The following is a 19,377-nucleotide window of genomic DNA, read 5'->3' on the forward strand; positions in this document are numbered from 1 at the left end:
TGCATTTTTTATATTGACTTCAATAAGTTGGTGTTCACAGTGAAGGCAAATGTGTGCTATACTGAAAAAAGACTAAAAGACTGCCTGGCAAAGGCATTTCAGTATATTGAGTAAGGAGAATTCATGATCGAAATAGGAAAAAAACAGAAGCTTATTGTAGTGAAGACCGTAGATTTTGGTGTTTATCTGGCTGAGAATAAAAATGCGGGACAGGAAGAGCGAGTGCTTCTTCCCGGGAAACAGATTCCGGAAGGAACGAAAGAAGGCGATACACTGGAAGTATTTATTTATAAAGATTCCAGAGACCGTCTTATTGCAACTACGAAGGAACCTCTTTTGCAGGTGGGACAGACTGCAGTTTTGAAAGTACTTCAGGTAACCAGGATTGGTGCATTCCTTGACTGGGGGCTTGAGAAGGATCTTCTTCTTCCCTATCACGAGCAGACCAGCCGTGTAAGAGAGGGACAGGAATGTCTGGTGGCACTTTATGTAGACAAAAGCAGCAGGCTTTGTGCCACTATGAAGGTATATCACTATCTTTCCACCAGAACTCCGTATGTAGTAGGAGACTCTGTAAAGGGGCGTGTATATGAGATCAGTGACCGCTTCGGGGTATTTGTAGCGGTTGATGATAAATATTCTGCGTTAATTCCGGCAAGAGAAGCCAATGGGAAATACCGCCCGGGAGAAATCCTTGACCTTCGCGTTTCCGAAGTAAAAGAAGACGGCAAGATGAATGTTACCGATCGTCAGAAAGCATATCTCCAGATTAACGAAGATGCAGAGAGTGTGCTGAGTGTAATTGAAGAATTTGCAGGTGTTCTTCCGTTTGACGATAAGGCTTCACCGGATGTGATCAAGAGAGAGTTTGGCCTGAGTAAGAATGCATTTAAGCGTGCAGTTGGTCACCTTCTGAAAGAAGGAAAGATTGAAATCAGAGACAGACGTATCTATAAGAAAGAATACTAAAAGAGAAAAATATTAAAAATCGCATACCTTATTCTGGCTGTTAAATCGCGGAGTGGGGTATGCAATTTTTTCCTATTTTGTTTTTAACAAAAGGAGATAACAAATGGCATTTACGCACCTTCACGTCCATACAGAATACAGTCTGCTGGACGGTTCCAACAAAATAAAAGAATACGTTGCCCGTGTGAAAGAGCTTGGGATGGACAGTGCCGCCATTACTGATCATGGCGTTATGTACGGAATCATCGATTTTTACCGTGCTGCCCGTGCCGCAGGAATTAATCCGATTCTGGGCTGCGAGGTTTACGTTGCTCCGGGCTCCCGCTTTGACAGGGAAATTGGCAGCGGCGACGACCGCTATTATCATCTGGTACTTCTGGCAGAGAATAACAAGGGCTACCAGAATCTTATGAAAATTGTGTCAAAGAGCTTTAAAGAAGGCTTTTATTATAAGCCGCGTGTAGACCTGGAGCTTCTTCAGGAATACCATGAAGGACTGATTGCATTAAGCGCCTGCCTCGCTGGTGAAGTAGCTCGTTTTATTAACAGAGGTCTTTATGAGGATGCTAAGAAGGCCGCACTTCGTTACCAGGACATCTTTGGTAAGGGGAACTTTTTCCTGGAGCTTCAGGATCACGGCATCCCGGAACAGCAGAATGTAAACCAGCAGCTGCTTCGCATGCATCAGGAAACAGGAATCGATCTGGTTGCCACCAACGATATCCACTATACCTATGCAGAGGATGCAGATCCTCATGATATTCTTCTCTGTCTGCAGACAGGAAAGAAATTGTCTGACACTGACCGTATGCGTTATGAAGGCGGACAATATTATGTGAAATCAGAAGAAGAGATGGCAGCTCTTTTTCCATATGCACTGGAAGCACTGGAGAATACTCATAAGATCGCACAGCGATGCCATGTGGAAATTGAATTTGGTGTTACCAAGCTGCCGCGCTTTGACGTGCCAGATGGTTATACTTCCTGGGAATACCTGAACAAGCTCTGTTTCGAAGGCCTGGATAGACTTTACAATCCGGTTACCCCAAAACTTCGGGAACGTCTGGAGTACGAGCTTTCCACCATTCAAAATATGGGATACGTAGATTATTTCCTGATTGTATGGGATTTCATCCATTATGCAAGGCAGAACGGGATCGAGGTAGGACCGGGACGAGGCTCTGCTGCAGGGAGTATTGTAGCGTACACATTGGGAATCACTTTGCTGGATCCCATCAAATATGACCTTCTGTTTGAGCGTTTCCTGAATCCGGAACGTGTATCTATGCCTGATATTGATGTGGATTTCGGATTTGAGCGAAGACAGGAAGTAATCGATTACGTTGTGCGCAAATACGGCAAAGACTGTGTGGTTCAGATTGTTACCTTCGGTACCCTGGCAGCCCGGGGAGTTATCCGTGATGTGGGACGTGTCCTTGATATGCCATATGCACAGGTAGATACCATTGCCAAAATGGTCCCAACTAAGATTCCGGGTGTGAAAGTAGTCACTATTAACAAGGCTATGGAAGTAAATCCGGAGATGAAAAAGGCATACGACGAGCAGCCGGATATTCATCATCTCATTGATATGGCAAAACGTCTTGAGGGACTTCCAAGACACACCTCCATGCATGCAGCAGGAGTTGTAATCAGCCAGAAGGATGTTTCCGAGTATGTTCCTCTTTCCCGTGCCCAGGACGGAACTATCGTGACCCAGTTTACAATGACCACTCTGGAAGAGCTTGGTCTTCTGAAGATGGACTTTTTGGGGCTTCGTACCCTGACTGTTATTAACAACGCAGTAAAAAATGTTAAGAAAAATTACGGCATATCTCTGGATATGCAAAAAGTAGATTACAATGATCAGAAGGTACTGGACTCTCTGGGAACCGGACGAACAGATGGTGTGTTCCAGCTGGAGAGTGGGGGAATGAAAGGGTTTATGAAGGAACTAAAGCCTCATAGCCTGGAGGATGTAATTGCTGGAATTTCCCTGTACCGCCCGGGTCCTATGGATTTTATTCCTCAATACATCAGAGGAAAGAACCGACCGGATACAATCCATTATGATTGTCCTCAATTGGAGCCGATTCTGAAGGCGACCCATGGATGTATCGTTTATCAGGAACAGGTAATGCAGATCGTGCAGAGTCTTGGCGGCTTTACCTTGGGGAGAAGCGATCTTTTGCGCCGTGCCATGTCCAAGAAAAAACTGGATGTCATGGAAAAAGAGCGTCAGGCATTCGTTTACGGAAATGAAGAAGAGGGGGTTCCCGGCTGCATTAAAAACGGAATTGATGAAAAAGTGGCTAACAAAATCTATGATGAGATGATTGATTTCGCCCAGTATGCTTTTAATAAATCTCATGCGGCGGCATATGCGTATGTAACCTATCAGACTGCTTTCCTGAAATATTATTATCCGGTAGAATATATGGCAGCTCTGATGACCTCTGTTATTGACGTTCCAACCAAGGTTGCGGAATATATTCAGGTTTGCCGTCAGATGAGCATCCCGATTCTGCCACCAGATATTAACAGTGGAGAATATGGATTTTCCGTATCAGACGGCTCTATCCGTTACGCTCTTTCCGCAATCAAAAGTGTAGGCCGCCCGGTAATTGATGCCATTGTTGCAGAACGAAAGGAACATGGAGAGTATCTTTCTCTGAAAAATTTTATTGAGCGCAATATAGAGGCGGTTAATAAACGTGCCCTTGAGAACTTTATTAAGGCTGGAGCATTGGATTGCCTGGAAGGAAACCGTCATCAGAAAATGATTGTTTTCGGTCAGATCGTAGATGACATTTCCCGTAACAAAAAGCAGTCCATGGCAGGCCAGCTCAGCCTGTTTGACATTGCAAGCGAAGAGGACAAAAAAGAGTTTGAGATCCGCATGCCAAATGTGGAAGAGTACGATAAAGAAACCATTCTTGCCTACGAGAAAGAGGTCCTTGGAATTTACTTAAGCGGTCATCCTCTGGAGCGTTACCGCAATATGATGGAGAAAATGATCTCCGCCAGAACCATAGATTTCCAGCCGACAGACGAGGATGAAGATGAAAATCATGTGAGAGACAACCAGAAGGTTATCATCGGCGGCATGATCGTGGAGAAAAACATCAAGTACACCAAGACCAATAAAGTCATGGCATTTCTTACGGTAGAAGATCTGCTTGGAACTGTAGAGGTTATGGTTTTTCCAAGAGACTATGAGAAATGGCAGAACATGATCAATGAGGATGCACGTGTTTTTATTCAGGGGCGTGTATCAGCAGAGGAAGATAAAGCCAGCAAGCTGATTCTCGAAAAAGTCCGCGCTTTTTCCGATATTCCAAAAGAACTGTGGATCCAGTTTGAGAGCAAGGCAGACTACAGCCAGAAGGAAAAAGAACTGTTGGAGGATCTGCGAAAGTCCCAGGGAACGGACAGTGTTATTGTCTATTTAAAAGACGTAAAAGCGATGAAAAAACTGTCCGCAGCATACCATGTGAATGTGCAGGATGACTGGCTTGCCCAGATGTGTAAAAAATATGGAAATAACAATGTTAAAGTTGTTGAAAGAGTCTTGAAAAACCTTTGAAAATGCTATAAACTTAATGCTGAATATGTGTATAGAAAAATGAGGGCGTTTCCAATGAAAATGGAGACACAGCTCACGACGATTCATAAGATGGAGGAGATTATTATGGCAGAAAACAAGATTAAGACCATTGGTGTCCTTACCAGCGGCGGTGACGCTCCTGGAATGAATGCTGCAATTCGTGCAGTTGTAAGACGTGGACTTTCCAACGGACTTAAAGTAAAAGGTATCCAGAAAGGTTATAATGGCCTTTTAAGTGAAGAAATCATCGATATGTCAGCAAGAGATGTATCTGACACAATCGAGCGCGGCGGTACAATTCTTTACACTGCAAGATGTGCGGAATTCCGTACACCGGAAGGACAGCAGCGTGGTGCAGAAATCTGCCGTAAGCATGGTATTGACGGACTTGTAGTAATTGGTGGAGACGGTTCCTTTGCCGGAGCTCAGAAGCTTGCAAATCTTGGAATCAATACAATTGGTATTCCAGGAACCATCGACCTTGATATTGCATGTACAGAGTATACTATTGGTTTTGATACCGCTGTTAACACTGCTATGGAAGCAATTGATAAGGTTCGTGATACATCTACTTCTCATGAGAGATGCAGTATCATCGAGGTTATGGGACGTGGCGCCGGATGGCTTGCACTGTGGTGCGGTATTGCCAACGGAGCTGAGGATGTTCTTATTCCTGAGAAATATGACTATGATGAGCAGAAGCTGATCAATAACATTATTGAAAGCCGTAAGATGGGTAAGAAGCATCATATTATTATCAATGCAGAAGGTATTGGCCATTCACAGGCTATGGCAATGCGTATCGAGGCTGCTACAGGAATTGAGACACGTGCGACAATTCTTGGTCACATGCAGCGTGGTGGAAGCCCGACCTGTAAAGACCGTGTATATGCATCTATGATGGGTGCTATGGCAGTAGACCTTCTTCTTGAGGGCAAGAAGAGCCGTGTCGTTGGTTATCGTCATGGCGATTTCGTTGATTTTGATATTAACGAAGCTCTTGCAATGGAGAAGAGCGTAACTCCATATATGTGGGAAGTTTGTGAGTCCCTTTCTCATAACTATAAGAAATAATAAAGGAATTTTATGTTTATTCAAAATCTGCAATATAAATTGCATAAACTGAATACAGCACAAATAATTACCCTCAGCTTTGCGGGGGTAATTTTTGTAGGCGGATTAATTTTGTGGCTGCCATTGTGTACAGCACCGGGACAAACCACATCATTTTCAGATGCCATGTTTACAGCAACTACATGCGTATGTGTTACCGGTTTGGTAACTGTAGTCACAGCTACCCACTGGAGCTTAATCGGCAAGCTGGTAATCTTGCTGCTGATACAGATTGGCGGAATTGGTTTGATTGCGCTGGCAAGTGTGATTTTCATTTATTTAAATAAGAAAATTAGCATGAAAAACCGTCGAATGATCCAGGAATCCTATAATCTGGAGCAGATGTCAGGTCTTGTGAAGGTTGTACGAAAAGTTGTACTGTGTGTGTTTGCAGCAGAAGGAATCGGAGCAATTAGCTATGGGATTTATTTTATTCCCAGATTTGGTTTGGTGAAGGGTGCCGGTCAGGCCATATTTACTGCGGTTTCTGCGTTCTGCAATGCGGGAATTGATCTTTTGGGAGATAATAGCCTGGCTGATTATGTGACGAATCCGTTGCTGAACTTTACTACCATCAGTTTGATCATTGCCTCAGGACTTGGTTTTACAGTGTGGTGGGATTTGGGAAAACGTTTTAAGCTGATTTTTCAGAAAAAGCTTTCCTTTGGCAGATTCTACAGAACACTTCATTTACAGAGCAAGATCGTGCTTGTGACCACCGGCATTTTATTGGTGGGAGGAACCTTCCTGATTTTTCTGTTTGAATATGACAATCCGGCTTCAATAGGAAAACTCACATTGGGACAAAAACTGATGGCTTCGCTGTTCCAGGCTGTAACAACCAGAACCGCAGGATTTTTTACAGTTGATCAGGCTGCGTTTACCAATGGAACTGCAATGCTTTGTCTGTTTCTTATGCTGATTGGAGGTTCTCCGATGGGAACAGCAGGTGGTATAAAGACGACAACTCTTGCAGTTCTGGTGCTGAGCATTATAACGAACCTTCGCGGAAAGAAGGATGTGGAGGTCTGTGGTCGCAAAATTCGAAGCAGCTATGTCCGTTCAGCACTTGTGGTCGCAGGAATGGCAGTGAGTGTTTTGTTTGTTTCCCTGTTGGCATTTTTTGCAGTAATGCCTGATGCTCCGTTTATTGATGTACTTTATGAACTGACATCAGCAGTGGGAACGGTAGGACTTTCCAGAGGTTTGACTTCTGTATTGAATACACCAGCCAAGTGGATTGTGATTTTTACCATGTACATTGGAAGAATCGGTCCGCTGACATTAGGTGCAGCTGTTGTATCTCGTGCACAGAAGAAATCTGAGAAGGTACATCTGGCAGAAGAAAATATTATGATTGGATAACCAGAAAATAAAATCATTAAAAAGCATTTATACTATGAAAACATGAGGGCAGACCATGAAAGCAAAATCTTTTGCAGTAATCGGATTAGGGCAGTTTGGAATGACACTTGCCAGAGAACTGGCGAATGCAGATTATGATGTGCTGGCAATCGATGATAAGGATGAAAATATTCAGGAGATTGCGGAGACTGTTACCTATGCGGTACGGGCAGATGTGCGTGAACCAGATATACTGAAGTCTCTTGGAGTACAGAATGTGGATGTGGCAATTGTTGCTGTTGCAGAAAATATGGAAGCCAGTATTACTGCAACAATGCAGGCTAAGGATTTAGGCGTTCCCTGTGTTGTTTCCAAGGCTATGAATACGCTTCATGGACGTATTCTGGAAAAAATCGGGGCCGATCAGGTGATTTATCCGGAGCGTTCCATGGGACTTCGAGTAGCACGAAATCTGACCTCCAATGGTTTTGAAGATATTTTTGAGTTATCATCAGAGTTCAGTATGGCTGAATTCCGTATACCGGCGGATTGGGCAGGGAAAAGTCTGGCGGAGCTGAAAATCCGGGAGAAATATAAAATCAATGTAGTGGCTGTGAAGCTTGGCGACGAAGTGAATGTAAACATAGATCCCGCAGAGAAACTGAAAGAAGGCTGCATTGTGGTTGCAGCCGGAAAAAATCAGGATCTGAACCGGGTGAAACGTACCATATGATTTAAATAAAACTAACAACCGGGTATGATGAAAATTAAGATAAATCAATAGGTTTGGTATTTAAGGCTCATTGTACCAGCATCAGAGGATAATTTATGATAACCAGTGCGAGCAATACACAGGTAAAAAACATTATACAGCTGAATCAGAAAGCAAAAGCCCGCAGAGAGCAGGGGTTATTTGTAGCAGAAGGACGGAAAATGTTCGGGGAGGCTCCCAGGGATTGGATTTCTAAAGTCTATGTAATGGAATCCCTGACTTCGGATAGTTCATTAATGGAGCAGATAAGCATGCTGCCTGAGGGAAAAGCAGAGATTGTAGCAGATCATGTTTTTCGTCAGATGTGTGATACCAAAACCCCGCAGGGAATTCTTACTGTGCTGAGAAAGCCTGTGTGGACAATACAGGATATCCTAAGGGGAGACTCTCCTCTTATTATGATCTTGGAGGATCTGCAGGATCCGGGAAATGCGGGGACTATTTTCAGAACCGGAGAAGGAGCCGGAGTATCCGGAGTTTTTCTCACAAAGACATGTGTGGATATCACAAATCCAAAAGTCATTCGTTCCACTATGGGATCTGTTTACAGAATGCCTTTTCTATATGTGGAGGATGTGGTATCATTAAAAGCAGAACTGAAGCAAAAAGGAATCCGTACCTTTGCTGCCCATCTGAAAGGGAAAAATTCCTATGATCAGGAAAATTATCAGGGTGGCACTGCTTTTCTGATTGGAAATGAAGGAAACGGGCTGACAGAAGAAGCGGCAGAAACAGCGGATTGCCTTATCCGTATTCCAATGTGTGGAAAAGTGGAATCTCTTAATGCAGCTATGGCAGCAGGAATACTGATGTATGAAGCAGCAAGGCAGAGACGATAAAAAGGGGGAGTCTTATGGAACCAATCATATGGCTGGGAATTCTGGCAGTGCTTTTGGTCATTGAAGGGCTTACTACGGCGCTTACTACCATCTGGTTTGCCGGCGGCGCATTGGCAGCTGCCATTGCATCTGGTATTGGAGTTGGAATTGTGCCTCAGCTTCTTCTGTTTTTTGGTGTTTCTCTTGTGCTTCTGATTTTCACAAGACCGGTAGCCATGAAGCTTATGAATAAGAACACAGAGAAAACAAATGTGGATAGTCTTCTGGGCAAAACAGCTGTTGTGATTCAAAAAATCGACAATCTGGCACAGACCGGACAGGTTCGCATTAATGATATTGAATGGATGGCCCGGACATCCGATGATACCAAAACAATTCCGGTTGACACTGTAGTAACGATCAAGGCGGTTCATGGCGTCAGATTGATCGTGGAGCCTAAATAAAAACAGGAGGCGGAAATATGGGAAAAGTGATAGTTTTATTGATCGTCATTATTCTGGTGTTATGGATCCTTGCATCTTGCATTCGTATCGTACCTCAGGCATATGCGATCGTACTTGAGCGCTTAGGCGCTTATCAGGCAACATGGGGAACTGGCGTACACTTTAAACTTCCATTTGTTGAGCGTGTGGCAAGGAAGGTTAACCTGAAAGAGCAGGTTGTTGATTTCCCGCCTCAGCCGGTTATCACCAAAGATAACGTAACCATGCAGATCGATACCGTTGTATTTTTCCAGATCACAGACCCGAAGCTTTATGCTTATGGCGTAGAGAACCCGATCATGGCGATCGAGAATCTTTCCGCTACTACTCTGCGTAACATCATCGGTGATATGGAACTGGATGAAACACTGACTTCCCGTGAGGTTATCAATACCAAGATGCGCGCGTCACTTGATGTAGCCACAGATCCGTGGGGAATCAAGGTAAACCGTGTAGAGCTTAAGAACATCATTCCGCCAGCTGCGATCCAGGAAGCAATGGAGAAGCAGATGAAGGCAGAGCGTGAGAGACGAGAAGCTATACTTATTGCAGAGGGTGAGAAGAAGTCTACTATTCTTGTAGCAGAAGGTAAAAAGGAATCAGCCATTCTTGACGCAGAGGCCGAAAAGCAGGCTGCAATTCTTCGTGCAGAGGCGCAGAAGGAGCGCATGATCAAGGAAGCTGAAGGTCAGGCAGAGGCTGTTCTGAAGGTTCAGAAGGCAAATGCAGAAGGTCTTCGCATGATTAAGGAAGCCGGAGCAGACAGTGCAGTCCTTACCCTGAAGAGCTTCGAGGCACTTGCAAAAGTGGCAGACGGCAAGTCTACCAAGATCATTATCCCGTCCGAGATTCAGAACCTGGCGGGCCTTGCAGCTTCTTTGAAGGAAGTTGTAGTGGATGAGAAGAAGACTGAAGAATAAACAAAAGAGGAGAATTATTATGAACTTAAAAGGCAGAAATTTTTTGACACTGAAAGACTTTACACCAGAGGAAATTCTGTATCTTCTTGATTTATCCGCTGATTTAAAGGCAAAGAAAAAAGCTGGCGAGCTGACTGAGTATTACAAAGGCAAAAACATTGCCCTGATCTTTGAAAAAACCAGCACAAGAACACGCTGCTCCTTCGAGGTTGCAGCTCATGACCTTGGAATGGGAAGCACCTATCTGGATCCAACAGGTTCCCAGATCGGCAAGAAAGAGAGCATTGCAGATACTGCAAGAGTTCTTGGAAGAATGTATGACGGTATTGAGTACCGCGGATTTGGCCAGGACATCGTAGAAGAGCTTGCCAAATACGCAGGTGTTCCGGTTTGGAACGGTCTGACAAATGAGTATCATCCTACTCAGATGCTTGCTGATATGCTGACTATCCGTGAGCATTTCGGATACCTGAAGGGCATTAAGCTGGTATACATGGGGGATGCCCGCTACAACATGGGCAACTCCCTGATGGTAGCATGCTCCAAGCTTGGAATGCATTTCGTAGCATGCACAAGCAAGAAATATTTCCCGAATGAGGAGCTTGTAGCACAGTGCCAGGAGTACGCTGCACAGTCTGGCGCAACCATCACTCTTACTGAGGATGTGGAGGCTGGAACCAAGGATGCAGATGTTATTTACACAGATGTATGGGTATCCATGGGCGAGCCGGATGCAGTATGGGAAGAGAGAATCCATGACCTGACACCTTACAAGGTAACTTCCGCAGTTATGAAGAACGCTGGTGAGAAAGCAATCTTCCTTCACTGCCTGCCTGCATTCCATGACCTTAAGACCAAGATCGGCAAAGAGATGGGCGAGCGCTTCAACCTTACCGATATGGAAGTAACGGACGAAGTATTTGAGTCCCCAGCTTCCAAGGTATTTGATGAGGCAGAGAACCGTATGCATACAATCAAAGCAGTTATGGTTGCTACTTTAGGAGAGCCGGAGACAAGATAATGTTTGCTTACAACGAAAATACAATTTCAGATCAGATACACACAAAATGGGCGGGCAAAACCGTCCATTTTGCAAAAGAAACGGATTCTACAAATTTGTGGATCAAGCGCCTTGCCAAAGAAGGCGCACCGCAGGGAACGCTTGCCCTTGCAGAATTTCAGTCTGCAGGAAGAGGACGTCTTGGACGCTCCTGGGAGGTACCGGAAGGAACCTCCGTAATGATGAGTATTCTTTTGAGACCGGAGTTTGAGCCTCAGTATGCACCTATGCTGACGCTGGTAATGGGTATGGCAGTGGCGAAAGCTGTGAAGCTGCTTGGCTTTGAGGTAAGCATTAAGTGGCCCAATGATGTGGTGGTTTCCCACAAAAAGATATGCGGGATTCTCACTGAAATGGGAGTTCGTGATGGAAAAATCGATTATGCGGTCATAGGCGTGGGAATTAATGTAAATATCAGAGAGTTTCCTGCAGAAATGGAAGATAAAGCCACTTCTCTTTATCTGGAAAGTGGAAGAGAGTTTGACAGAAGCCAGATTCCGGGACTTGTAATGGAAGCCTTTGAAAATTATTATGAAAAATTTGCAGCAACCTGTAATCTCAGTGGACTCAAAGCTGAGTATGAAAGTATTCTGGCCAATTATAATCAGCCTGTCCGTGTGCTGGCGAAGGAGCCTTATGAAGGAATTGCCAGGGGAATCACCGACAGCGGGGAGCTGCTTGTGGAAAAAACGGATGGAACAGTAGTGGAAGTCAGCGCAGGAGAGGTTTCTGTGCGAGGCTTGTACAGCTACGTGTAAAATAAACGAAAGGTGGTATCTATTTGTATCAGGATAATGTAGTGCTTTGCGGTGCAAGTGCTTATGAGCAGAAATATTATTTTAATAAAGACTTTAATTCTCTGCCGGATCATGTGAAGAAAGAGCTTCAGATTATGTGTGTACTCTATACAGAAGAGATCGGAGGAATCTTTACTCTGGAGTTTGATAATCAGGGCGATCTTCAGTTTAAGACAGAAGCGGCTGAAGCAGATGGCTTTTATGATGATATCGGTGGGGCATTGAAGATTAAACAGCTTCGCCAGGAAAAACAGGAGCTTCTGGAATCCCTGGAAATGTATTACCGGGTATTTTTCCTGGGAGAAGATGTGGAAGAAAAATAAGACAGAACATAAAGGTTAATATGAATAGTAATTTAGACAGTAACTTGAAAAATGGGAATACCATGCATAAAATTCCTGAAAAAATGTCATGGAAAATTGGAAATGTAGAGATTCCTAATCGTTTTGTTCTTGCTCCTATGGCAGGGGTGACAGATCTTGCTTTTCGCAGACTGTGTAAGGAACAGGGAGCTGGGCTTCTCTGTATGGAGATGATCAGTGCCAAGGCAATTTCCTATAAGAACAAGAATACCAGGGAGCTTATGAAAATAGATCCTGTGGAGCATCCCATTTCTCTTCAGCTATTTGGAAGTGAGCCACAGCTGATGGCAGAGGTGGCAAAGGAGATTGAAGAGGAGCCATTTGATATTCTGGATATCAATATGGGATGCCCGGTACCTAAGGTGGTAAATAACGGAGAGGGATCTGCACTTTTGAAGAACCCGGAGTTGATCGCAGATATTGTGAAAAGCGTGTCTTCTGCAATCAGTAAGCCTCTTACTGTGAAGGTGCGCATTGGTTTTGAGAAAGAGCCTGTTGATATTATTGATATTGTGAAACGCATTGAGGATGCCGGAGCAGCCGCGATTGCAGTTCACGGACGGACAAGGCAGCAGTATTATTCCGGAACCGCAGACTGGGAAACTATCGCCAGGATCAAAGAAGCAGTGTCTATTCCGGTAATTGGGAATGGAGATGTGGATTCTCCAAAAAAGGCAGAGGCTTTGTTTTGCCAGACCGGCTGTGATGCTGTAATGATCGGAAGGGCTGTTGAGGGAAATCCCTGGATCTTCCGGGAAATGAATCACTACTTTGCAACGGGCGAAGAACTGCAAAGACCGACGCTGGATGAGATTAAGGAAACAATTCTGAAGCATGCGAGGGCGCAAATCCAGATGAAGGGCGAATTTATCGGAATTCGTGAAATGCGGAAGCATGTGGCATGGTATACAGCCGGAATGCCTCATAGTGCCGGACTTCGCAGAGAGTCCAACAACATCAGCAGCTATGAGGAATTACAGCAGCTGTTGGAGCGGCTGTAGCAAGGATACGGCAGGTAAGGAGCAATCACTATCATGAAAGAGTTATTAAGATGCAAGACGGTTCAGGAAGCATTTAGGTTTTTAGAAAAGGACGACAAGAGGACGTTGCAGGAAACTCTGGAAATGTGCCAGATTCCGGCGCCCTCTTATCAGGAAGAGAAGAAAGCAGAATATGTTTTTGGTAAGATGCAGGAGGCTGGTCTTGAAGATGTGCACATTGATGCGGTGGGAAATGTTCTGGGTGTCCGAAAGGGAAACGGAAATGGTCCTCGTATCGTGCTTGCAGGACACACTGATACAGTTTTCCCGATGGAAACAGACCTGACGCTGAAGCAGGATGGAAACCGCTACAGCTGTCCGGGAATCGGAGATGATACAAGAGCTGTGGCAGAACATCTTAGCATCGCAAGAGCAATGAATGCTGTAGGAATCCGTGGCGAGGGAGATATTGTTTTTTGTGCGAATGTGTGCGAGGAAGGTCTTGGAGATTTGCGGGGAACGAAGTATGTCTTCGGTGTTGATGGGGATGCACTCCACCAATATGATGGTTTCGTGTCTATCGATGATAAAAATACTGCTGGAATCATTTATCAGGCAGTAGGAAGCGAGCGATACCTGGTGACCTTTCATGGCATCGGCGGCCACAGCTACACTGGCTTTGGAACTCCAAGTCCTATCCACGCAATGGGACGCGCAATTGCAAAAATCAGTGATTTTCAGGTACCCTCAGATCCAAAAACTACGTTCAATGTGGGCATAGTAAACGGTGGCTCTTCTGTGAATGTAATTGCAGAAGAAGCGTCCATGCTGGTAGATATGCGTTCATTGGACGCAAATGCGTTAACGGAGCTTTCTGCTAAATTTCATGAAGCAGTAGAGGAAGCGGTGGAGGAAGAGAATGCAAGATGGGGACTTGGAACAGGGAATTCCACTTCTGATTGCATTACTGTCACCTTTGAACAAAAAGGCAAGCGTCCAGCTGGAACCCAGGAAAAACAATGCCAGATTGTGCAGGCTGCTAATGCGGCGAATCAGGCACTTGGTATGGAAACTTTATACATAGGTGCTGCAAGCACAGATGCCAACATTCCAATCAGCCTTGGAATTCCTGCAATTACCGTAGGCTGGGGCGGTAAAGGCGGTGGAGAGCATACCATCCATGAATGGTATGAGCATATCGAATCCTGGAAAGGTCCTCAGCGAGATTTGCTGCTGCTTTTGGCGTTGTCGGGATTTGAAGGAAATTATAAATATCAGCTTCCCCACATTGCCAATTTTAACATTGATTTTCCAGAGGTGTGAGATATAATAAAAGCAAAAGTTTTCAAATAACTCAAGGAGAAAAGGTCTCTAATAGTACCGAAAGACAATCTTGTAGAAAGGGGATTTTATCATGGAAAAAACAATTCAGGAATTAACAGCTGATCTGCTGGCAGCACCATCAGCATGCAAGGAAATCAAAGAGGCGGCCCAGAATTATCTGGATGCGGTTGGAAAAGATACAGAGGCAAAGGCTGCCAAAGCTTATGTTGCAGAGCTGGAAGCTGATATTATGCCAATTGATGGATTGATTTCTTTCGCAGAATCTGATATGGGTGCAAAGGTATTCGGTGCAGATGGCGCTAAGAATATTTTGAACCATGCGAAGGAGCGTAAGGCAGCAGGCGCAAAATACTGCGATTGTGCTGCATGTGCAGCTTGCGAGGCACTGCTGAATAAGAAGGATGAGATTTTGAAATAATTTGTAAAAGAGTGTGCTACGAACGCTGAGCCACTTACAGCTAACGTGCAAGCTTATTTAAGAGGAAGGGTCTAAGTGGATTCTTTCTCTTATTTTATGTTGTTCATGTAATTAATGAATATTTTTCTTGTACTATTTTACAATGCGGCAATTTGTGTATGTGATGAAATACAAGAAATCAGTGTACAAAACCACTTTAATGTTGTATAGTGATAAAAATAATAGAGAACTGTTATTTGGGAGGTATGAGATGGCTGGATATTTAATTTCAGAGACAACGCGCGAGGAGCGAGAAAAAATAGTTGCAGAATCCCTGGGATATATAGAAGCAACCTGCGATGGCTGCATGGCCGGACTGGCAGAAATATATCAGGATTACATTGATGGCAAAAAGGAACTGCGCCAGATTAATATGGAGTTCAATGCCAGATATGTAAAAGGAGAGGACATGCCGGGAAGAAATCGCTGCCCAATGTAAAAGACCATTGTAGACAGACATAAAGGAGCTTACCGGACTTATCTGGGCAGCAGCACTGATGCGCCCATCTAAGAGTACCAAGGATATGGAGCTGAAATCTCTCAAGAAAAAATACAAGAGCAAAGGCTTTGCTGCCGGATGCTCCCGTGAGGTAATCGAAAGAGGCGCACAGCAGCTTGGCTGGGATTTGGAGAAGCTTCTGACCATGACTTTACAGGCAATGGCTGCAAGTGAAGATACTATTAACGCAGAGATGGCAGCAGAACAGGAGGAATTAGGAAAATGATATTAGAAACCTGGTATTATGAGGTGGTTTCCATAGATGGAGATTATGCGAATCTGCGCCGAACCGATGCAGATTCCCCGGAACTTAAACTGGTAGCCCGTGCACTTCTGCCGGCAGAAATCAAAGAAGGCACAAAGCTGAAATATGAGATGATGCAGTATGAAGTAATTGGATAAAAGAAACAAAACCAACGGGTATCCCTGGAAACGGTGATACCCGTTATTTTCACTTATGCAAATTCCTCCACTCTCTGGGTGAAACCCCATACACATTTTTAAACGCCCGTGAAAAATGGAGAGGATTTTCGTACCCTACGGCGCAGCCGATATCACTCACAGAGAGAGTCGTCAGCTTCAGAAGTTCAGCCGCTTTTGTCATGCGGTAGCTGATCAGAAACTCCTGCGGGGAGCGACCGGTACTGGTGCGGAAAATTCGTCCCAGATAACTTCTGTTAATACCGCACACAGCGGCAACATCTTCGATAGAAATATCATTCTGGAAGTTCTGTTCAATAAAATTAATCGCTTCTTTGATATAATAATCACTCATTTTGCTGCTGGCAGCAGGCTTTGGTACAGGAGCTGACTGCGCCAGCAAATCCAGAAAAAGATACAGGTGTCCCATCAGATGAAACACAGACTGGTCTGAATGCTCAGAAATATACAAAAGCTCTTTGGCCATTTTTTCCCGCAGCTCGGCAGAACGGGTACGATAAACAGGAGAATCCGTAGAGAAGCCGCAGACACTCAGAATTTCCGTAGTCCGCAGTCCGTCAAATTCCACCCACACATATTCCCAGGGTACATTTACGTCTGCAATATACGTAGTAATCTGGCCGGGAAAAATCATAAAGCCCTGTCCGCTGCGAATCTGGTAGCTGTGGTTTTCTCCCTTGGAATCAGCAGCCATCAGAGTTCCTGTCCCGGAAAGCACATAATGAAACAGATAATGATTCCGTGTCGCCGGACCAAATAAATGTCCGGGGGTACATTTTTCATGTCCGTATTGATAGAGACACAGATCAATGAAGTTCTCGCTTGGGAAAATGTGGAAGTTGTTGTTCATATGCTGAAAATCTCCTGTGGAAGTTCTGTGGTATCAATATTATACTACGTTCTTACTGTTAAAAAAACACAGATTGCACAAGTAGATCAGATTGTGGAAGAAAATCAACGGCGGTATGATATTTGGAGGAAAAAACAGTAGAATTGTACAGAACAGAGAATGCAAAGGCAATGGATAGGTGTAATATATATCTTAATGCGATATTATATTTCATTATACAATAAAAATGCACCATAAAGCCATGAAACAGGAAAAAGATTGCTATTTAAGTGCTTATTTTGGTATGTTATACTAAACGTGAATTGAAGTAAAAGCTGAATTGAAAAATTAGATTATAGAGTTTAAAAGAAAAAAGGAGGCTCCTACCCATGTCAATCACATTCAACGAATCCACCCGTATTTTCACCCTTAATACCGCTCATTCCACCTATCAGATGCAGGCAGATATGCATGATTATCTGCTTCATCTGTACTACGGTGCCAGAACAGCTGGAGAAATGGACTATCTCCTCAGTTATGCAGACCGTGGCTTTTCCGGAAATCCGTATTCAGCAGAAATGGACAGAACCTATTCTCTGGATGCGTTGCCACAGGAATATCCTTCTCTTGGAACCGGAGACTTCCGTAATTTTGCATTAAATATTGAAAATGCAGATGGCTCCCAGTGCTGCGATCCAGTCTATGTAAGTCATAAAATCACAAAAGGAAAATACAATTTATCCGGACTTCCGGCAGTACGTGCCAGGGAAAATGAGGCAGAAACATTGGAAATTCTACTGGCAGATCCAAACACAAATATGGAAATCCACCTCCTTTACGGCGTACTGGAAAAAGAGGATATTATTACAAGAAGTGTGATCATTAAAAATGCAGGGGAAGCTTCTGTAACCATCAGAAAAGCCCAGTCTGCATGCCTGGATTTCCTTCATGGAGACTATGACCTGATTAAATTTTATGGAAAACATGCTATGGAAAGAAATATGGAGAGAGTACCGGTTTCTCATGGAAGTATTCGCCTGGGAAGCCGCAGAGGAACATCCAGCCACCAGTACAATCCAGGTGTGATCCTTGCGCAAAAAAATGCAAATGAGGATAGCGGAAGCTGTTATGGAATGCTGCTTGTGTATAGTGGGAATTTCCTTTGTGAGGCAGAAAAGGATCAGTATAATCAGACCAGACTTCAAATGGGCCTTACGGATGAACTGTTTGCATATCCTCTTGCACCAGGGGCTGAATTTACAGCACCGGAAGTTATTTTGTCATACTCCAACAAAGGTTTTTCCAGACTTTCCCAGCAGTATCATCACTGCATTATGAACCATATCTGTCAGGGTAAATATGTTCATGAAAACCGTCCGGTTCTGATCAATAGCTGGGAAGCTGCGTACTTTGACTTTACCGGAGATACCATTGTGGAGCTTGCAAAACAGGCAAAAGAGCTGGGAATTGACATGGTTGTTATGGACGACGGTTGGTTCGGAAAGCGAAATGATGACAACTCTTCTCTAGGTGACTGGTGTGTAAATGAGGAGAAATTAGGGGGAACTCTTTCCCAACTGATTGAGCGTGTGAATGCAGAAGGAGTAAAATTCGGCATCTGGATTGAGCCGGAAATGGTAAACGAAGACAGCGAGCTTTATCGAAAACATCCTGATTGGGCGATTACCATTCCGGGACGAAATCCAATTCGTTCCAGAAATCAGCTGCTTCTTGATTTTTCAAGAAAAGAGGTTCGCAACCATGTTTTTGAACAGATTTGTGCAGTGCTGGATCAGGGAAATATTGAGTATGTAAAATGGGATATGAACCGTAGTATGACAGATGTATATGCTCCTAATGTAACCTATGATTATGTTGTTGGCGTATATGATTTTCTGGAAAAACTCACCTCAAAATATCCGAATATTCTGATTGAAGGCTGCAGCGGAGGTGGCGGAAGATTTGACGCAGGAATGCTGTATTATACTCCTCAGATCTGGTGCAGTGATAATACAGATGCCATTAATCGTACCAGAATTCAGTATGGAACCTCCTTCTTCTATCCGGTGGCAGCTATGGGCTCTCATGTATCAGCAGTGCCAAATCATCAGACCGGAAGAGTGACAAGCCTTCATACAAGAGGCGTTGCGGCAATGTCAGGAACCTTTGGATATGAGCTGAATCCTGCACTTTTAAGTGTGGAAGAAAAAGCAGAAATCCGCATGCAGCTTGCCAAATATCGGGAACATCAGGAGCTGATCCGTGAGGGAAATTATTACCGCCTTTCTGATCCGTTTCAGGATGATTTTGCTGCATGGATGGTAGTGTCTGAAGATCAGAATCAGGCACTGGTAAGTGTAGTCAGATTGACTGCAGAAGCAAATCCGGTGGCAGCTTATGTAACTCTAAGAGGACTTGCTGAAGATGCTTTTTACCTGGAAAAAACAACGGGAAAGGTTTATGCCGGTGCAGCTCTTATGGAAGCAGGCATGCTTCTTCCTGCGCCAAAAGGAGAATATGAGGCATATCAGATTATGCTGCAAAGAGTGACAGAGTAACACA

Annotated in this window: 18 protein-coding genes and 1 pseudogene; 18 read left to right on the plus strand and 1 reads right to left on the minus strand. The window is 44.2% G+C overall.

Features of this window, described 5'->3' with window-relative positions; all coding sequences use genetic code 11:
* Positions 1 to 123 precede the first annotated feature (123 nt).
* The 17 genes and pseudogenes from DWZ38_RS11350 (at position 124) to DWZ38_RS11430 (ending at position 15,947) form a co-directional block, all read left to right on the plus strand.
* Positions 124 to 969 (plus strand): S1-like domain-containing RNA-binding protein, encoded by an 846-nt coding sequence (locus DWZ38_RS11350; protein ID WP_117852791.1) that lies wholly within the window; start codon positions 124 to 126, stop codon positions 967 to 969.
* A 103-nt stretch (positions 970 to 1,072) separates the two neighbouring features.
* Positions 1,073 to 4,555, plus strand: a complete 3,483-nt coding sequence (locus tag DWZ38_RS11355) for a DNA polymerase III subunit alpha (RefSeq protein ID WP_117852793.1) — start codon at positions 1,073 to 1,075, stop codon at positions 4,553 to 4,555.
* A 105-nt stretch (positions 4,556 to 4,660) separates the two neighbouring features.
* On the plus strand, positions 4,661 to 5,650 hold the full coding sequence (pfkA, locus tag DWZ38_RS11360) for a 6-phosphofructokinase (RefSeq protein ID WP_117853022.1): 990 nt from the start codon (positions 4,661 to 4,663) through the stop codon (positions 5,648 to 5,650).
* A gap of 111 nt (positions 5,651 to 5,761) precedes the next feature.
* A complete protein-coding gene (locus DWZ38_RS11365; RefSeq protein WP_243000238.1) occupies positions 5,762 to 7,054 on the plus strand; it encodes a potassium transporter TrkG in 1,293 nt (430 codons plus the stop codon).
* A 55-nt stretch (positions 7,055 to 7,109) separates the two neighbouring features.
* The gene (locus DWZ38_RS11370) at positions 7,110 to 7,766 is read left to right on the plus strand and encodes a TrkA family potassium uptake protein (protein ID WP_117852799.1); all 657 of its coding nucleotides are present in this window, start codon (positions 7,110 to 7,112) and stop codon (positions 7,764 to 7,766) included.
* A 95-nt stretch (positions 7,767 to 7,861) separates the two neighbouring features.
* Complete coding sequence (locus DWZ38_RS11375; RefSeq protein WP_117852801.1) at positions 7,862 to 8,644, plus strand: RNA methyltransferase; 783 nt, start codon at positions 7,862 to 7,864, stop codon at positions 8,642 to 8,644.
* 14 nt (positions 8,645 to 8,658) lie between these two features.
* A complete protein-coding gene (locus tag DWZ38_RS11380; RefSeq protein WP_021926110.1) occupies positions 8,659 to 9,087 on the plus strand; it encodes an NfeD family protein in 429 nt (142 codons plus the stop codon).
* Positions 9,088 to 9,104: 17 nt separating this feature from the next.
* The gene (locus DWZ38_RS11385; RefSeq protein WP_021926111.1) at positions 9,105 to 10,046 is read left to right on the plus strand and encodes a stomatin-like protein; all 942 of its coding nucleotides are present in this window, start codon (positions 9,105 to 9,107) and stop codon (positions 10,044 to 10,046) included.
* 19 nt (positions 10,047 to 10,065) lie between these two features.
* Positions 10,066 to 11,067 (plus strand): ornithine carbamoyltransferase, encoded by a 1,002-nt coding sequence (gene argF / locus DWZ38_RS11390; protein WP_021926112.1) that lies wholly within the window; start codon positions 10,066 to 10,068, stop codon positions 11,065 to 11,067.
* A complete protein-coding gene (locus DWZ38_RS11395; protein WP_021926113.1) occupies positions 11,067 to 11,864 on the plus strand; it encodes a biotin--[acetyl-CoA-carboxylase] ligase in 798 nt (265 codons plus the stop codon). The genes argF and DWZ38_RS11395 overlap by 1 nt, the downstream gene beginning before the upstream one ends.
* Positions 11,865 to 11,887: 23 nt before the next feature.
* Positions 11,888 to 12,226 carry a DUF6145 family protein gene (locus tag DWZ38_RS11400; protein WP_117852804.1) on the plus strand — a complete coding sequence of 113 codons (339 nt, stop codon included), beginning with the start codon at positions 11,888 to 11,890 and terminating at the stop codon, positions 12,224 to 12,226.
* 83 nt (positions 12,227 to 12,309) lie between these two features.
* Positions 12,310 to 13,266, plus strand: a complete 957-nt coding sequence (dusB, locus tag DWZ38_RS11405; RefSeq protein ID WP_117853025.1) for a tRNA dihydrouridine synthase DusB — start codon at positions 12,310 to 12,312, stop codon at positions 13,264 to 13,266.
* Between the two features lie 33 nt (positions 13,267 to 13,299).
* Complete coding sequence (locus DWZ38_RS11410; RefSeq protein WP_117852806.1) at positions 13,300 to 14,568, plus strand: M20/M25/M40 family metallo-hydrolase; 1,269 nt, start codon at positions 13,300 to 13,302, stop codon at positions 14,566 to 14,568.
* A 91-nt stretch (positions 14,569 to 14,659) separates the two neighbouring features.
* Entirely contained in the window at positions 14,660 to 15,007 is a 348-nt protein-coding gene (locus tag DWZ38_RS11415; protein ID WP_117852808.1) for a molecular chaperone Hsp90, read from the plus strand.
* Positions 15,008 to 15,257: 250 nt separating this feature from the next.
* A complete protein-coding gene (locus DWZ38_RS11420) occupies positions 15,258 to 15,485 on the plus strand; it encodes a hypothetical protein (protein WP_021926117.1) in 228 nt (75 codons plus the stop codon).
* A gap of 25 nt (positions 15,486 to 15,510) precedes the next feature.
* Positions 15,511 to 15,771: pseudogene (locus DWZ38_RS11425) on the plus strand (hydrolase); the annotation flags it as partial.
* Positions 15,768 to 15,947 (plus strand): hypothetical protein, encoded by a 180-nt coding sequence (locus tag DWZ38_RS11430; protein ID WP_021926119.1) that lies wholly within the window; start codon positions 15,768 to 15,770, stop codon positions 15,945 to 15,947. The pseudogene DWZ38_RS11425 and the gene DWZ38_RS11430, both read left to right, overlap by 4 nt.
* Positions 15,948 to 15,996: 49 nt before the next feature.
* On the opposite strand, the gene DWZ38_RS11435 is transcribed toward DWZ38_RS11430, so the two are convergent.
* A complete protein-coding gene (locus DWZ38_RS11435; protein WP_117852810.1) occupies positions 15,997 to 16,836 on the minus strand; it encodes an AraC family transcriptional regulator in 840 nt (279 codons plus the stop codon).
* A 368-nt stretch (positions 16,837 to 17,204) separates the two neighbouring features.
* Between DWZ38_RS11435 and DWZ38_RS11440 the strand changes: the two genes are divergently transcribed.
* Entirely contained in the window at positions 17,205 to 19,373 is a 2,169-nt protein-coding gene (locus DWZ38_RS11440) for an alpha-galactosidase (RefSeq protein ID WP_117852813.1), read from the plus strand.
* The last annotated feature ends 4 nt before the right edge of the window (positions 19,374 to 19,377 follow it).

Origin of the sequence: Ruminococcus sp. AF31-8BH (genome assembly GCF_003460605.1) — a bacterium.
Taxonomy (GTDB): Bacteria; Bacillota; Clostridia; order Lachnospirales; family Lachnospiraceae; genus Blautia_A; species Blautia_A acetigignens.

What these genes read in the sequence shown, in the direction of transcription:
- DWZ38_RS11350 (WP_117852791.1), top strand. Translation starts at nt 124, where the DNA reads ATGATCGAAATAGGAAAAAAACAGAAGCTTATTGTAGTGAAGACCGTA.
- DWZ38_RS11355 (WP_117852793.1), top strand. Translation starts at nt 1,073, where the DNA reads ATGGCATTTACGCACCTTCACGTCCATACAGAATACAGTCTGCTGGAC.
- pfkA (WP_117853022.1), top strand. Translation starts at nt 4,661, where the DNA reads ATGGCAGAAAACAAGATTAAGACCATTGGTGTCCTTACCAGCGGCGGT.
- DWZ38_RS11370 (WP_117852799.1), top strand. Translation starts at nt 7,110, where the DNA reads ATGAAAGCAAAATCTTTTGCAGTAATCGGATTAGGGCAGTTTGGAATG.
- DWZ38_RS11375 (WP_117852801.1), top strand. Translation starts at nt 7,862, where the DNA reads ATGATAACCAGTGCGAGCAATACACAGGTAAAAAACATTATACAGCTG.
- DWZ38_RS11380 (WP_021926110.1), top strand. Translation starts at nt 8,659, where the DNA reads ATGGAACCAATCATATGGCTGGGAATTCTGGCAGTGCTTTTGGTCATT.
- DWZ38_RS11385 (WP_021926111.1), top strand. Translation starts at nt 9,105, where the DNA reads ATGGGAAAAGTGATAGTTTTATTGATCGTCATTATTCTGGTGTTATGG.
- argF (WP_021926112.1), top strand. Translation starts at nt 10,066, where the DNA reads ATGAACTTAAAAGGCAGAAATTTTTTGACACTGAAAGACTTTACACCA.
- DWZ38_RS11395 (WP_021926113.1), top strand. Translation starts at nt 11,067, where the DNA reads ATGTTTGCTTACAACGAAAATACAATTTCAGATCAGATACACACAAAA.
- dusB (WP_117853025.1), top strand. Translation starts at nt 12,310, where the DNA reads ATGTCATGGAAAATTGGAAATGTAGAGATTCCTAATCGTTTTGTTCTT.
- DWZ38_RS11410 (WP_117852806.1), top strand. Translation starts at nt 13,300, where the DNA reads ATGAAAGAGTTATTAAGATGCAAGACGGTTCAGGAAGCATTTAGGTTT.
- DWZ38_RS11415 (WP_117852808.1), top strand. Translation starts at nt 14,660, where the DNA reads ATGGAAAAAACAATTCAGGAATTAACAGCTGATCTGCTGGCAGCACCA.
- DWZ38_RS11420 (WP_021926117.1), top strand. Translation starts at nt 15,258, where the DNA reads ATGGCTGGATATTTAATTTCAGAGACAACGCGCGAGGAGCGAGAAAAA.
- DWZ38_RS11430 (WP_021926119.1), top strand. Translation starts at nt 15,768, where the DNA reads ATGATATTAGAAACCTGGTATTATGAGGTGGTTTCCATAGATGGAGAT.
- DWZ38_RS11435 (WP_117852810.1), bottom strand. Translation starts at nt 16,836, where the DNA reads ATGAACAACAACTTCCACATTTTCCCAAGCGAGAACTTCATTGATCTG.
- DWZ38_RS11440 (WP_117852813.1), top strand. Translation starts at nt 17,205, where the DNA reads ATGTCAATCACATTCAACGAATCCACCCGTATTTTCACCCTTAATACC.